Source organism: Idiomarina zobellii (assembly GCF_900100855.1).
Taxonomy (GTDB): Bacteria; Pseudomonadota; Gammaproteobacteria; order Enterobacterales; family Alteromonadaceae; genus Idiomarina; species Idiomarina zobellii.
On sequence record NZ_FNCB01000005.1, the window covers coordinates 33,321 to 46,707 of the forward strand.

At 49.7% G+C, this 13,387-nt stretch carries 11 protein-coding genes; 9 read left to right on the forward strand and 2 right to left on the reverse strand.

What is annotated here, in order from left to right; genetic code table 11:
* The first annotated feature begins 73 nt into the window (after positions 1 to 73).
* The 4 genes from argS (at position 74) to hslU (ending at position 4,396) form a co-directional block, all read left to right on the forward strand.
* Entirely contained in the window at positions 74 to 1,816 is a 1,743-nt protein-coding gene (gene argS, locus BLT32_RS06380; protein ID WP_053953389.1) for an arginine--tRNA ligase, read from the forward strand.
* Positions 1,817 to 1,822: 6 nt separating this feature from the next.
* Positions 1,823 to 2,392, forward strand: a complete 570-nt coding sequence (locus tag BLT32_RS06385; protein WP_053953388.1) for an SPOR domain-containing protein — start codon at positions 1,823 to 1,825, stop codon at positions 2,390 to 2,392.
* 92 nt (positions 2,393 to 2,484) lie between these two features.
* Positions 2,485 to 3,042 (forward strand): ATP-dependent protease subunit HslV, encoded by a 558-nt coding sequence (gene hslV, locus BLT32_RS06390; RefSeq protein ID WP_053953387.1) that lies wholly within the window; start codon positions 2,485 to 2,487, stop codon positions 3,040 to 3,042.
* Position 3,043: 1 nt separating this feature from the next.
* Complete coding sequence (gene hslU, locus BLT32_RS06395) at positions 3,044 to 4,396, forward strand: ATP-dependent protease ATPase subunit HslU (RefSeq protein WP_053953386.1); 1,353 nt, start codon at positions 3,044 to 3,046, stop codon at positions 4,394 to 4,396.
* Positions 4,397 to 4,408: 12 nt separating this feature from the next.
* Here the strand turns inward: hslU and BLT32_RS06400 are convergent, their stop codons facing one another.
* Positions 4,409 to 6,478, reverse strand: coding sequence for a putative bifunctional diguanylate cyclase/phosphodiesterase (locus tag BLT32_RS06400; RefSeq protein ID WP_053953385.1), 2,070 nt, complete (start codon positions 6,476 to 6,478; stop codon positions 4,409 to 4,411).
* A gap of 160 nt (positions 6,479 to 6,638) precedes the next feature.
* Between BLT32_RS06400 and rraA the strand changes: the two genes are divergently transcribed.
* Positions 6,639 to 7,124: a ribonuclease E activity regulator RraA gene (rraA, locus tag BLT32_RS06405; protein WP_053953384.1), complete on the forward strand. Its 486-nt coding sequence runs from the start codon at positions 6,639 to 6,641 to the stop codon at positions 7,122 to 7,124.
* Positions 7,124 to 8,170 carry a formimidoylglutamase gene (locus BLT32_RS06410; protein WP_053953383.1) on the forward strand — a complete coding sequence of 349 codons (1,047 nt, stop codon included), beginning with the start codon at positions 7,124 to 7,126 and terminating at the stop codon, positions 8,168 to 8,170. The genes rraA and BLT32_RS06410 overlap by 1 nt, the downstream gene beginning before the upstream one ends.
* Here the strand turns inward: BLT32_RS06410 and hutI are convergent.
* Positions 8,121 to 9,347, reverse strand: a complete 1,227-nt coding sequence (hutI, locus tag BLT32_RS06415) for an imidazolonepropionase (protein WP_053953382.1) — start codon at positions 9,345 to 9,347, stop codon at positions 8,121 to 8,123. The genes BLT32_RS06410 and hutI overlap by 50 nt on opposite strands.
* 114 nt (positions 9,348 to 9,461) lie before the next feature.
* Between hutI and hutC the strand changes: the two genes are divergently transcribed.
* From hutC to hutH, 3 genes are read left to right on the forward strand one after another with little or no spacing between them, the layout of a single operon-like run.
* On the forward strand, positions 9,462 to 10,163 hold the full coding sequence (gene hutC, locus BLT32_RS06420) for a histidine utilization transcriptional repressor HutC (protein WP_053953381.1): 702 nt from the start codon (positions 9,462 to 9,464) through the stop codon (positions 10,161 to 10,163).
* Positions 10,164 to 10,166: 3 nt separating this feature from the next.
* Positions 10,167 to 11,843, forward strand: a complete 1,677-nt coding sequence (gene hutU, locus BLT32_RS06425) for a urocanate hydratase (RefSeq protein ID WP_053953380.1) — start codon at positions 10,167 to 10,169, stop codon at positions 11,841 to 11,843.
* 9 nt (positions 11,844 to 11,852) lie between these two features.
* A complete protein-coding gene (gene hutH / locus BLT32_RS06430; RefSeq protein ID WP_053953379.1) occupies positions 11,853 to 13,382 on the forward strand; it encodes a histidine ammonia-lyase in 1,530 nt (509 codons plus the stop codon).
* Positions 13,383 to 13,387 lie beyond the last annotated feature (5 nt).

Consider the following 13,387-nt stretch of genomic DNA (forward strand, 5'->3'; position numbering starts at 1 on the left):
CGATTAAACTATACGCTTTGAATTTGAGCGTCTTGAATTTCCTCTTCGATTTTTCATACAGGTAGTCGCATTAATGAAAGAACAACTTGAACAGTTACTGGCCGAAGCGATTGGTCAACTTAAAGCACAGGGCACTTTGCCTGATGATCTCCCAGTAAACATTAAGTTGGACCGTCCCCGAGACAAATCGCACGGTGATTTTGCGACGAACCTCGCACTGATGTTAGCGAAGCCTGCTAAGTCAAACCCGCGTCAGTTAGCAGAAGCCATTATTGAGGCAATTCCAGAAAATACGTTGCTGGCAAAAACTGATATTGCCGGGCCGGGTTTTATTAATTTCACTATCTCTCAGGACCAGTTGAAAGATCAGCTGAGCGCTATGTTCAGTAGTGACCGCCTGAACGTCGATGTTGCGGATAACAGCGAAACCATCGTTATTGACTACTCGTCACCAAACCTGGCGAAAGAGATGCACGTCGGTCACTTGCGCTCGGCTATTATTGGTGACGCGGTGTCTCGCGTGAGTGAATTTTTAGGTCACAAAGTCATTCGGCAGAATCATGTGGGCGACTGGGGCACACAGTTTGGTATGTTGTTGGCGTACATGGAAGCGCTGGACAATCAGTCGGCTGAGTACGAACTGAGCAACCTGGAAACTTTCTACAAAGCGGCGAAACAGCGCTTTGACGAAAGCGAAGAATTTGCCGACCGCGCACGTCAATTGGTGGTAAAGCTGCAGTCTGGCGACGAATATTGTTTGAAGCTTTGGAATCAGTTTATTGATGTGTCACTGAGCCATTGTCAGGACGTTTACGACCGTTTAGGTGTTAAGTTAACGCGCGACGACGTGATGGCAGAAAGTGCCTACAACGATAAGCTGCCGGGCGTTATTGAGCATCTGCGTGAAAAAGGACTGTTGAAGGAAGACCAGGGCGCACAGTGTGTTTTCCTAGACGAGTTTAAAGGCAAAGAAGACGAGCCTCTGCCAATTATTGTTCAGAAAAAAGGCGGCGGTTACTTGTACGCAACTACTGACTTAGCAGCTATTGAATATCGCCAAAAAGTCTTAGGTGGTGACCACCTCATGTACTTTGTCGATGCGCGTCAGTCATTGCACTTTGACCAGATTTTTACACTGGCTCGCAAAGCCGGTTTTGTCGAAGGCGATATTAAACTGGACCATTACGGTTTCGGTACGGTTATGGGCAAAGACGGTAAGCCATACAAGAGTCGAGACGGTGGTGTGACTAAGCTGGCCGACTTGCTGGACGAAGCGGAGCGCCGCGCACTGGAGCTGCTGCAACAAAAAACAACGGACCTAACCGAAGACGAGCAAAAACGTGTTGCTGAAGTGGTTGGCATTAGCTCGGTGAAATACGCCGACTTATCGAAAAACCGCACCAGCGACTACATTTTCGACTGGGATCACATGCTGACATTCGAAGGTAATACGGCCCCGTATTTGTTGTACGCCTTTACCCGTGTGAACAGTATTTTTTACCGTCTGGGTGAGACCGGCTTTGATGAAAGCGCCGACTTCATTTTAGACGACGAGCGTGAACTTGCGCTGGCAAACCAACTGGTTCGTTTCAACGAGGTGTTGGTTCAGGTGCAGAATAAAGCCATGCCGCACTTTTTATGCGGTTATTTGTTTGATTTGGCGGGGCGTTTCTCGAGCTTCTACGAAGCCTGCCCAATTTTGAATCAGGAAGACGAAGCACTGCGCAATAGTCGTTTAAAGCTGGCAAGGTTAACGGCCAATGTCTTGAAACAGGGCTTAGATTTACTGGGTATTCCAACGCTGGAGAAAATGTAGTTGAGTATGGATTACGCGAATCGTAAGCCAAAGCAAAACAAGCGCAAGCCGTCGAAGAAAAAGGGCAGTAGCAAGAAAACGCAACGTGGCGCTAAGCCGGTTCATGACAGACAGCCAGTCCCCTGGGCTATCGTGATTATTGCAGTCGCAATTATTGCTGGCTTTGTCTATTTTCTGGTGTCTATTAGCGGCAAGTCGGAGGAACAGGCCAACCAACCTGAAGTTCAGGCACCGCCGGCGGACCTGCTTCCGGAGAAGTCAGCCGAGCGCTGGCGCTACATAGAAGAACTGGAAAGCAAAGAAGTGGAAGTCGACGTGCCAGAGCGTGAAGTGGGACCGCCTAAGCTTATGCAGTGCGGCTCATTCCGACAGCAGTCTGACGCTGAGCGCCTGCGAGCTCAAATTGCTATGGCGGGGTTAGAGTCGCAGGTTCGTGCCACCGAAGGCAGTAACGGGTTATGGTATCGCGTTATCCTGGGCCCTTATGAAACCAAACGTGACGCCGAGCGTGATCGTCATAAGTTGCAGCGTAATCAGGTATTTGGCTGCGCTATCTGGAATTGGAACATCGATTAGTCCTAACTCACCATTGAAAAATCCTCAAAGGACCCTCAGATACTGGTCATCGTTGTCAGAAATTGACGCAAAGACAAAAAGAGGGTCCAGATTTGACTACTATCGTATCAGTACGCCGCGGTGACAAAGTTGTCATTGGTGGTGACGGCCAAGTATCTCTTGGCAACACTGTAATGAAAGGCAATGCTCGCAAAGTTCGCCGTCTCTATAATGACCAGGTGTTGGCTGGTTTTGCCGGCGGTACAGCGGACGCTTTTACCTTATTCGAACGTTTTGAAGCTAAGCTCGAACAGCACCAGGGCAACCTTATGCGTGCTGCCGTCGAGTTGGCGAAAGACTGGCGCACCGACAGAGCGCTGAGACGTCTGGAAGCGTTATTGGCCGTTGCCGACAAAGAGTCCTCATTGATCATTACCGGGAACGGCGACGTCGTACAGCCAGAGAATGACCTTATCGCAATTGGCTCGGGTGGCTCTTTTGCCCAATCCGCTGCCCGCGCTTTACTAGAGAATACTGAACTAAACGCCCGCGATATTGTGGAAAAATCACTGACCATAGCGGGTGATATCTGCGTTTACACCAACGGCAATCAGACCATCGAAGAGCAAGAGTCGATTGTCGAAGACAAGATAACTAAGGGGAAAAGTTAAGATGTCGGAGATGACCCCAAGAGAAATCGTTGATGAATTGAACCGCCACATTATTGGCCAGGATAAGGCTAAAAAAGCTGTGGCAGTGGCGTTAAGAAATCGCTGGCGGCGCATGCAGCTCGATGATGACCTGCGTCAGGAAGTGACGCCTAAAAACATTTTGATGATTGGCCCAACGGGTGTGGGTAAAACTGAAATTGCCCGCCGCTTAGCGAAGTTGGCAAAAGCGCCTTTTATCAAAGTTGAAGCGACCAAATTCACCGAAGTGGGTTATGTCGGTAAAGAAATTGAGTCCATTATTAAAGACTTAACTGACGTAGCGGTTAAGCAAACGCGCGAAGAAATGATGCAACGCGTTCGCTACCGTGCAGAAGAAGCGGCAGAAGAACGCATTTTGGACGTGTTGTTGCCACCGGCGAAAACAACCTCTCAATCGGGTTGGGCGCAGCAGGAAGAGAAGAGTGAGAGCGAAGAGCAACGTGGTACGCGTCAGGTGTTCCGCAAGAAGCTACGCGAAGGCCAGTTGGACGACAAAGAAATTGAAATTGATTTAGCCATGCCGCAAATGGGTGTTGAAATTATGGCGCCACCGGGTATGGAAGAAATGACGTCGCAGCTACAAAACATGTTCCAGAACATGGGCAGCGACAAGACCAAAGCACGCAAAATGCGTATTAAAGACGCATACAAGCAGTTGGTTGAAGAAGAAGCGGCCAAACTCCTGAACCCCGATGATGTTAAAGAAGCGGCTATTGAGTCGGTTGAGCAGAATGGCATTGTCTTCTTAGACGAAATTGACAAAATTTGTAAGCGTGGCGACACCAGTGGTCCGGATGTTTCCCGTGAAGGTGTCCAGCGTGACCTGTTGCCATTGGTTGAAGGTACGACGGTAAATACTAAGCACGGTATGATTAAAACCGACCATATCCTGTTCATTGCTTCTGGTGCGTTCCAGATGAGCAAGCCGTCGGACTTAATCCCTGAATTACAGGGGCGCTTGCCTATTCGGGTAGAGCTTGAAGCATTAACCAGTGGTGACTTTGTTCGCATTCTGACAGAGCCAAGTGCGTCGCTGACGACACAATATCATGCGCTGCTAAACACTGAAGGTGTGGAAGTCACGTTCACCGAAGATGGCATTCAGCGCATTGCGGAAGTAGCTTTCCACGTGAACGAAACCACTGAAAACATTGGCGCGCGTCGCTTACATACGGTGCTGGAGCGCTTAATGGAAGAAATTTCATTCAACGCGACCGATCACAGTGGTGAAAAGCTGACGGTTGACGCGGCCTATGTGGATGAGCATGTCGGCCAGTTGTCACAAGACGAAGACTTAAGCCGCTTCATCTTGTAACGTAAAGTAGGACTAATAAGCCGCTGCCACATCGCGTGGTAGCGGTTTTTTATTGCCCTGAATTTGGCGCTCGATGAACTGCTCTGCGAACTGCTGACGCATAGGCGGTGAGTAGAAATAGCCCTGCATCATGTCGCAGCCTAGTTTTTGCAGAATGTCTTGCTGTTCTTCGGTTTCAATACCTTCCGCGATAACCCGTTTACCCAAGCCGTGGGCAAGGCGAATCATGGCTTTTAGAATAGTGACATCGTTATTGCTGTGTTGCAGCTCGCTAATAAAACTGCGATCAATTTTAATTTTATTAATAGGCAGTGAACGTAAATACGCCAGCGAAGAGTGGCCCGTGCCAAAGTCATCTATCGCGATACCGTAACCCATTTCACGTAATCGTTGAATCACGCTCATGCCGTTATGTAAGTCTGACATGGCAACATTTTCAGTAATTTCCAGCTCTAGCCATTCTGGTTCAATACCAAACTCCTGCTGCAGGCGCTCCATTTTCTCAATAAGCTGGAAATGCTGGAATTGGGGCGCCGATAAATTCACTGCAATAGGCCAGCACATACCAAACAGACGTTTCCAGTGCATAAGAATGTTCGCTGCCTCATTAAGCACCCAATCATCAAGCTCAGCCGACAACCCTAACTGGTCAATGTAGGGCAAGAATTCAGCCGGACTCAGTAGGCCTCGCTCTGGGTGCTGCCAGCGAATAAGAGCTTCAAAGCCACAAAGCTGTTGATGATCAAAATCGAACTGCGGCTGCAGGTACAGCTGGAATTCGTTGTCGTTCATTGCTTTACGCAGTACCGGTTCCATATCCACCAGGTGTGAGTACATCTCGTCCATACCCCTTTCGTAAAAGGTGACTATGGGTTGGTGGGACTCTTTGGACTGCGTGAGTGCAATAGTGGCCTTGTTAATGAGTACTTCCGAACGTGTTCCGTGCTGCGGATACCGTGAAATACCCACTCCGGCCACGATATAGACGGTTTCATCGTTAACGTCAATGGGTTCAGCAATGCGACTCTGGATTTCGACAGCAAGATCTTTAATACGACTACGGCTTTTCAGGTGGTCAAAAGCAACGGCAAATACGTCACCACTAATGCGGGCAACAGTCAGCGGTTGTTTGTAGAAGTTTTGCAGACGTCTGGCGATCTCCTTGAGGACCTGGTCGCCACCGCGAATACCCATGTTTTCATTAACCACTTTGAAACGGCTGATACCGACTAACATGATCGTTAAATGACGGTTATTACTGCGAGAGTACTCAATGAACAGCGGGATTTTACTGACTAACTGATCGCGGTTAGACACGCCGGTCAGTGCGTCATGAGTATGCAGATACTCGGCGCGCTGAATAGCGCGAACGGCGGTATTTCGCTCGGACTCTAACAACCAAATAATGATCCCGACCATAATGGCGGCAATAATTATAACGGTGACTAACGCCTGGAAGCTAAGTAGCCAGTCCAGTGAATTACCGGTAATGGCATACAGGCCATAAAGTACGATGAAGTTCTTTATACCAATGCTGAGAAAGCCTGCAGAAACTAACTTAGGGCCAACACCTGAGCCCAAACGTCGCCACATGAAAACACCGATAATGAATAAAGCCAGGCCAGTAACCAGAAAGTGCATAAAGCCGGAATTCGGGCTACTCGATGTGTAGCTAATGGAAGGCTCTAGCCAGAAATAAGAGATAATACCGCCAAACAATGACGTGGCATAAGCAACGTACAGCCAGTATTGCTTCGGTTTGTTATTAAAAACAGCACAGCTGGCGCCGAGGCCAATAAAGGTTATAGCCAAATACTGTAGGGTCAGAGCTATACCCTGTAAGCCACTGGACCATCCCAGGGTCGACTCTGGATCGACCATGGCGCTGCCGGCTAATAGTGCCCGAATAAGCTCACTGGGGCCAAAAGCGAAACAGGCAAACGACCAGTAACGCAGGTAATCTCGGCGGTAGAAGCTATAGTAATACAGAAGTAGGGCTGCGAAACCCAGCAAAAACAACGCTTGTATTGAATGCGTAAAGGTTTCTATGGCCAGACTGGTGATCAGATCGAGCTGAGGCATTAAGATTTAATCTGCTTTTATTATTCTTATAGTTACCTAGATTAAACGGGTTTTTATTCTATAATTCAAGAGGTTCGTTCACTGCTATTGAATCCTTTAGTAATAAGAGGATAGCAGGTATACTCCTAGGCCTAGCCAACAGCGACTTTAGGATACGCTCATGGAATACAATACTTCAGAACTTTGTGACCTATATCCCGACATGGTGGATGTGGTAGAACCCATGTTTGAATCCTACGGCGGACGGCCGTCTTTCGGTGGGCGCTTAGTGATTGTTAAATGTCACGAAGACAAAGGCATTATTGAAGAAACAGTTGCCGAAGACGGTGGGGGTAAAGTGCTCTTAGTCGATGGCGGTGGCTCCTCACGTCGTGCACTCATTGATGCGGCTATTGCTGAGCAAGCCATGGACAACGACTGGGAAGGTATTGTCTGTTACGGCTCGGTCCGTGATGTTGATGCACTGGAAGAGTTGGATATTGGCATTCTTGGCGTCGCTTCAATTCCGGTTGCTGCAATGAGCGACGGTATTGGCGAATTTAACGTGCCGGTGAATTTCGGTGGCGTTACCTTCCTGCCTGACGATCACCTATACGTTGACACCACAGGCGTTATCTTGTCACCAGAGCCACTTGATATTGAGTAATGAGTGATATTTCTTTTCTGGAACTGACAGACCCGGCGAAATGGGTCAATGTCAGAGAGCATGAAACGAAAATAGGTCAGGCAATACGGGTTCTTTCAGAAGAAGGGACCTACGAAGAGAGTTTAAAAAGTGCCTGGGACGACGGTCAGCGCGTTGCTTTAGTCGGTATTCCGGAAAGCATTGGTGTGCGAGGCAACCTCGGACGCGCCGGCGCAGAAGACGGTTGGCAGGCATTCTTAAAAAGCTTTCTGAACCTACAAAAAACCGGTTTATTATCCACCCACGAATTGCTGCTAGTTGGTGCCGTAAATTGTGCCGACTTAATGGATACAGCAGCAGATTTAGACGCGAAAAACCCACACGACTTAGCGGAATTAAGAGCGCTTTGCGCGCAAGTGGATGCGCGCGTTCGCGCCGTTGTAACCCCGCTGTTTGAACAAGGTTTTGAAGTTATTGTTATAGGCGGTGGCCATAATAATGCCTACCCGCTTTTGAAAAGCTTGTCGGAAGTCTCTGAAGAGGCTTGCGGCTCCGTCAACTTAGACCCCCATGCAGATTTTCGTCCAAGAGAAGGCCGTCATTCTGGTAATGGCTTTAGCTATGCCTACATGGAAGGCGCGTTAGAGTATTACCATGTGGTTGGCCTGCACCAGGGTAAAAACTCAGCCGAAAGCTTACGACAGCTGCAACACGCCGGTATGCGTTATCACACCTTACACCGACTGTACGAACGCCCATTTTATGAAGTGATGGATGAAGTGGTTGCCAAAGCAGACTCCTGGCAACGTCCGTTAGGTATTGAAGTGGATGTCGACGCACTAAATGCGGTGCCAGCCAGCGCGGTTAACTATGCAGGGTTGAGTTTGGCGCAGGGTTTTCAGTATGTAAAACGCTTGTCTGAAGTTAATGAAACCCGCTATTTGCACTTAGCAGAAGCGGCGCCTTCGCTGTGCAGCGCCGGTTTTGAAGAAGGCATGAAAATATGTGGCCAGCTGCTTAGCGAGCTGACCACGGCTTACTTACACGGTCGTGAGCGACGCCGCTAAACCACAGTGTTTGCAGTGGGTTAACCCCGGTTTGGTAGGTTAGCTCTGCTGCATCCTGACATTTCCATAATGCTAAGTCAGCGTAATTTCCTTCAGCGATAACGCCTCGACTGTTTTCTCCCAGAGCTTTAGCCGCATTGACCGTAACGCCCCGCAAGCATTCCTCGGGGGTTAAATGAAAGAAGGTTGCCGCCATTTGTAGCATCAGCGGTAAATTATGGATGGGCGACGAGCCTGGGTTAGCATCGGTTGCTACCGCCATAGGTACCTTATATTTTCTTAATAACTCAATGGGCGGCTTTTGAGTGTCACGCAGAAAGTAAAAAGCGCCCGGTAGCAATACGGCCACAGTACCGTTCTCGGCCATTGCTTTAACACTGTCCTCGTCTAACTGCTCTAAATGGTCAGCCGACAGCGCTTGATACTCAGCTGCCAGTTTTGCGCCTTGTTGATTGGTAATTTGCTCGGCGTGCAGCTTCACAGGCAAGCCAAGCGCTTTCGCCTTTTCAAATACCCGACGAGTCTGCTCTATATTGAAACCAATGCTTTCACAAAAGGCATCAACCGCATCGACAAGGCCTTCCTGAGCTAACGTCGGCAGAATGCTGCTGACAATGTCATCAACGTAGCCGTCGGCGTTATCTTTATATTCGGGCGGTACGGCATGGGCAGCAAGTAAGGTGGTTTTCACTTGTACGGGAAGCTTTTCGGATAGCTGACGAGCGACTTTTAACTGTTTTCGCTCGTTTTCCAAATCGAGACCATAACCAGACTTCACTTCCAGCGTAGTGACGCCTTGTGACATGAGCGTTTCTGCACGCTCTAATGCAAGTGCCAGTAACTCTTCTTCGCTGGCTTCACGAGTGGCTTTGACGGTACTTTTAATACCACCGCCCTGCTCGGCAATTTCCTGATAACTGATGCCATGCAGACGCTGCGCAAATTCATTAGCACGAGACCCGGCCCAGACTAAATGCGTGTGGCAATCGATAAGTCCGGGTGTCAGCAACCCGCCGTTACCATCAACAACGTCCGCGGTTGGCGTTGCCGGTGCGTCATAAGCAGGCCCCACAAACTCAACTTTACCGTCGTTGATAATAACCACGGCGTCTTGTATGAGCCCATAACCGGCGTCATCAGACATGGTAGCGGCAGTAATATTTTCGATGCGCTGCATAATAATCCTTTCTGATTTGCGATGAAAAAAAGAATAACAAAACAAGCTTGTATATACAATTATTCTCCACTAAACTTTCTCACCACAACTGCCTGTTTAGCGGTGAGGAATGCGGTGAATAAATTTACGAAAATTAAAGAGCACATTTATCACAAAATTGAGTCTGGCGAGTGGCCCGAAAACCACCCTGTTAGCTCGGAGAATGCCCTTTGTACACAGTTCTCTGTGAGTCGAATGACGGCGCGCAGAGCATTACAGGAGCTGGCTGACGAAGGGTTAGTGATACGCACTCAGGGCTCTGGCACTTATGTAGCGCCTATCAAGTCGCAAACGTCATTTATGGCCATTCGTAACATTGCCGACGAAGTACGCTCACGCGGTCATGACTACCGCGCCAAAGTGCACCTGCTGAAAGAGCAACCAGCCTCGGCACAAATTGCTGAAGCGTTAGAGTTAGAAGAAGGCGCTCCTGTGTATCACTCGCTGATAACGCACTACGAGAACGATCAGCCCGTGCAGTTAGAAGAGCGCTTCGTTAACCCGACGCTGGTGCCTGACTACCTCAAGCAAGACTACAGCAAAGTGACGCCGCACGAATATCTCTGTGTGGTGAGCCCACTGACCGAAGCCAGTCACCAAATTGAAGCTATTTTACCGGTTCATTCGGTGTGCCAATACTTAAGCATAGACCGTCATGAGCCTTGTTTACGAATTTTTCGCCGCACCTGGAGCTCTGGCGGCGTGGTCACTTTTGCCACGCTGACGCATCCGGGCTCTCGCTTTAAATTAGGCGGCCACCTAACGTTTAAGGAGTAATGTATGTCATTCACCCGTTTGGATAAAAGTCGCAAAATAAGCGCACCTCACGGCACCGAGCTAACCACTTGTAACTGGCAGGTAGAAGCGGCCAAGCGCATGCTCATGAACAACCTGGATGACGAAGTGGCGGAGCACCCGCAAGCTTTGGTTGTTTATGGCGGTATTGGCCGCGCGGCACGTAGCTGGGAATGCTATGACAAAATTGTAGAGACGTTAGAGCGTCTGAAGCCAAACGAGTCATTATTGATTCAGTCAGGTAAACCAGTGGGCGTATTCCCAACGCATGAAGACGCGCCACGTGTACTTATTGCAAACTCTAACCTGGTGCCCGAATGGGCGAACTGGGACCACTTTAACGAGCTCGATAAGAAAGGCCTGATGATGTATGGACAAATGACCGCCGGCTCGTGGATTTACATTGGCTCGCAAGGCATTGTTCAGGGTACTTACGAAACCTTTGGCGCGGTTTCTCGTCAGCACTTCGACGGCGACGCTAAAGGTAAGTGGGTACTTACTGGCGGTCTTGGTGGTATGGGCGGTGCTCAACCGCTGGCCGCGACTATGGCGGGCTTTTGTATGCTTGCAGTTGAGTGTGACGAAACCCGCATCGATTTTCGTTTGCGTACCCGTTATGTCGACCACAAAGCCACCAGCCTCGATGAGGCTATGCAACTGATTAACGATGCTAAAGCCAAAGGCGAGGCAATTTCTGTGGGTTTATTGGGCAATGCTGCGGACGTCTATGCAGAGCTTCAAAAACGCGGCGTAACGCCAGATGTTGTGACCGACCAAACGTCAGCGCATGATCCGCTACATGGCTATCTACCTCAGGGTTGGACACTGGATGACTACAAAGCGAAGCAGGAAAGCGACCCCAGCGGTACAGTAGCGGCGGCGAAAGAGTCGATGGCAGTGCAGGTACGCGCTATGCTGCACTTCCAGAAAGAAAGCGCTGCGGTACTGGATTACGGCAATAACATTCGCCAAATGGCCAAAGACGTTGGCGTGGATAACGCCTTTGATTTCCCGGGCTTTGTACCGGCATACATTCGTCCGCTGTTCTGCGAAGGCATAGGCCCATTCCGTTGGGTGGCACTTTCGGGTGACCCGGAAGACATCTACAAAACTGACCAGAAAGTCAAAGAGCTCATTCCTGATAATGAGCACTTGCACAACTGGCTGGATATGGCCAAAGAGCGTATTAGCTTCCAGGGCTTGCCGTCACGCATTTGCTGGATAGGCCTGAAAGATCGTGCCCGCATTGCTCGCGCTTTTAATGACATGGTTAAAAGTGGCGAGTTAAAAGCGCCAATCGTGATTGGTCGTGACCATTTGGATTCCGGTTCAGTTGCCAGCCCTAACCGCGAAACCGAAGCCATGCAGGACGGTTCAGACGCAGTTTCTGACTGGCCGCTGCTGAATGCGTTGCTGAATACAGCTGGCGGCGCGACCTGGGTCAGCCTGCACCATGGTGGTGGTGTTGGTATGGGTTACTCTCAGCACGCGGGTGTGGTGATTGTAGCCGACGGTACAGAGGCTGCCGATAAACGCTTAAGTCGTGTCTTGTGGAACGACCCGGGCACAGGTGTTATGCGTCATGCTGATGCCGGATACGATATTGCGAAAAACTGCGCCCGTGAACAAGGGCTTGATTTACCCATGCTGGATACGAAGTAAGGAGGTTGCATGAGTCATTTTGAATTACAGCCAGGAAAGCTGCAGCTAAGCGATTTGCGCAGCTGGTTTTACGAGCATCAGACGCTGAAGCTGTCTGATGAAGCAAACGACAATATTGCTACTTCCGCAAAAACTGTTGCTGATGTGCTTGACCAGGGACGCGTAGTTTACGGTATTAACACGGGCTTTGGCTTGCTTGCGAATACTCGCATTCCACCTGAGCGTTTGACTGATCTTCAGCGCCGCATTGTGTTGTCGCACGCCGCCGGCACAGGCGATTTAATGGAAGACGCCGTTGTACGTTTAATGCTGCTGTTAAAAGTAAATTCGCTGTCTCGCGGCTTTTCCGGCGTACGCCCGGTTGTCATTGATGCGCTCATTAAGTTGTTGAACGCAGAAGTGTACCCCTGTGTGCCTGAAAAAGGCTCAGTGGGCGCTTCAGGCGATTTGGCGCCGTTGGCGCACATGGTATTACCGCTGTTGGGCGAAGGAACGGTTCGCTATAAAGGCGAAGTGTATGAGTCAAAAGAAGGTATTAAGCATGCCGGACTTGAGCCGCTGGAATTAGCACCGAAAGAAGGTCTGGCCTTACTGAACGGAACTCAGGCATCGACCGCATTGGCCTTGGCAGGTCTGTTCCGAATTGAACGTAACTACCATGCGGCCATTTTGGTGGGCGCCACATCGGTAGAAGCCGCTATGGGCTCTCGAGCGCCATTCGATGAGCGTGTTCATGCTGTGCGTGGTCAGCCTGGCCAAATTAAAGCCGCCGAAATGTTCCGCCATGTGCTGACAGAAACGTCAGAAATTGCCAAAGATCACGAAGACTGCGAAAAAGTGCAGGACCCTTATTCATTGCGCTGCCAACCTCAGGTGATGGGCGCGGTTCTCGATCAAATGGAGCATGCTTCAGCGATTTTAGAGCGTGAAGCCAATGGGGTCACCGACAACCCACTGGTATTCAGTGAAGAGCAGGATATTATTTCCGGTGGTAACTTCCATGCGGAACCCGTCGCTATGGCTGCCGATGTTTTGGCTATCGCTGCCAGTGAAATTGGAGCTTTGTCAGAACGCCGCAGTGCGCTACTTATCGACAGCAACCTAAGCAAGTTGCCAGCATTTTTGGTCAACGATGGTGGGGTCAACTCAGGCTTCATGCTGGCGCAGGTGACTGCAGCAGCATTGGCTTCTGAGAATAAAACCTTGGCGCACCCGGCTTCTGTCGACAGTATGCCAACCTCTGCTAACCAGGAAGATCATGTTTCGATGGCGACATTTGCAGCGCGTCGTTTGACCGATATTGCTAAAAATGTCAGTGACATTATTGCTATTGAATGGCTTGAAGCGGCACAGGGTTTGGACTTCCGCCGCCCGCTGAAAGCTTCGGCAGCGGTTGAAACCGCCTTTAATTGCTTGCGTGAACAGGTGGCTTACTACGACCAGGATCGCTATTTTGCCCCGGACATTAAGGCAGCCAGTGACTTAATTCAGAAGGGTGAGTTAGCGGCAGTGGTGAAACTACCGCATATTTTTTCGTAAGCTTT

Coding starts and splice junctions, on each gene's coding strand:
- BLT32_RS06385 (WP_053953388.1), top strand. CDS start 1,823: ATGGATTACGCGAATCGTAAGCCAAAGCAAAACAAGCGCAAGCCGTCG.
- hutU (WP_053953380.1), top strand. CDS start 10,167: ATGTCATTCACCCGTTTGGATAAAAGTCGCAAAATAAGCGCACCTCAC.
- argS (WP_053953389.1), top strand. CDS start 74: ATGAAAGAACAACTTGAACAGTTACTGGCCGAAGCGATTGGTCAACTT.
- rraA (WP_053953384.1), top strand. CDS start 6,639: ATGGAATACAATACTTCAGAACTTTGTGACCTATATCCCGACATGGTG.
- hutH (WP_053953379.1), top strand. CDS start 11,853: ATGAGTCATTTTGAATTACAGCCAGGAAAGCTGCAGCTAAGCGATTTG.
- hutI (WP_053953382.1), bottom strand. CDS start 9,347: ATGCAGCGCATCGAAAATATTACTGCCGCTACCATGTCTGATGACGCC.
- BLT32_RS06410 (WP_053953383.1), top strand. CDS start 7,124: ATGAGTGATATTTCTTTTCTGGAACTGACAGACCCGGCGAAATGGGTC.
- hslU (WP_053953386.1), top strand. CDS start 3,044: ATGTCGGAGATGACCCCAAGAGAAATCGTTGATGAATTGAACCGCCAC.
- BLT32_RS06400 (WP_053953385.1), bottom strand. CDS start 6,478: ATGCCTCAGCTCGATCTGATCACCAGTCTGGCCATAGAAACCTTTACG.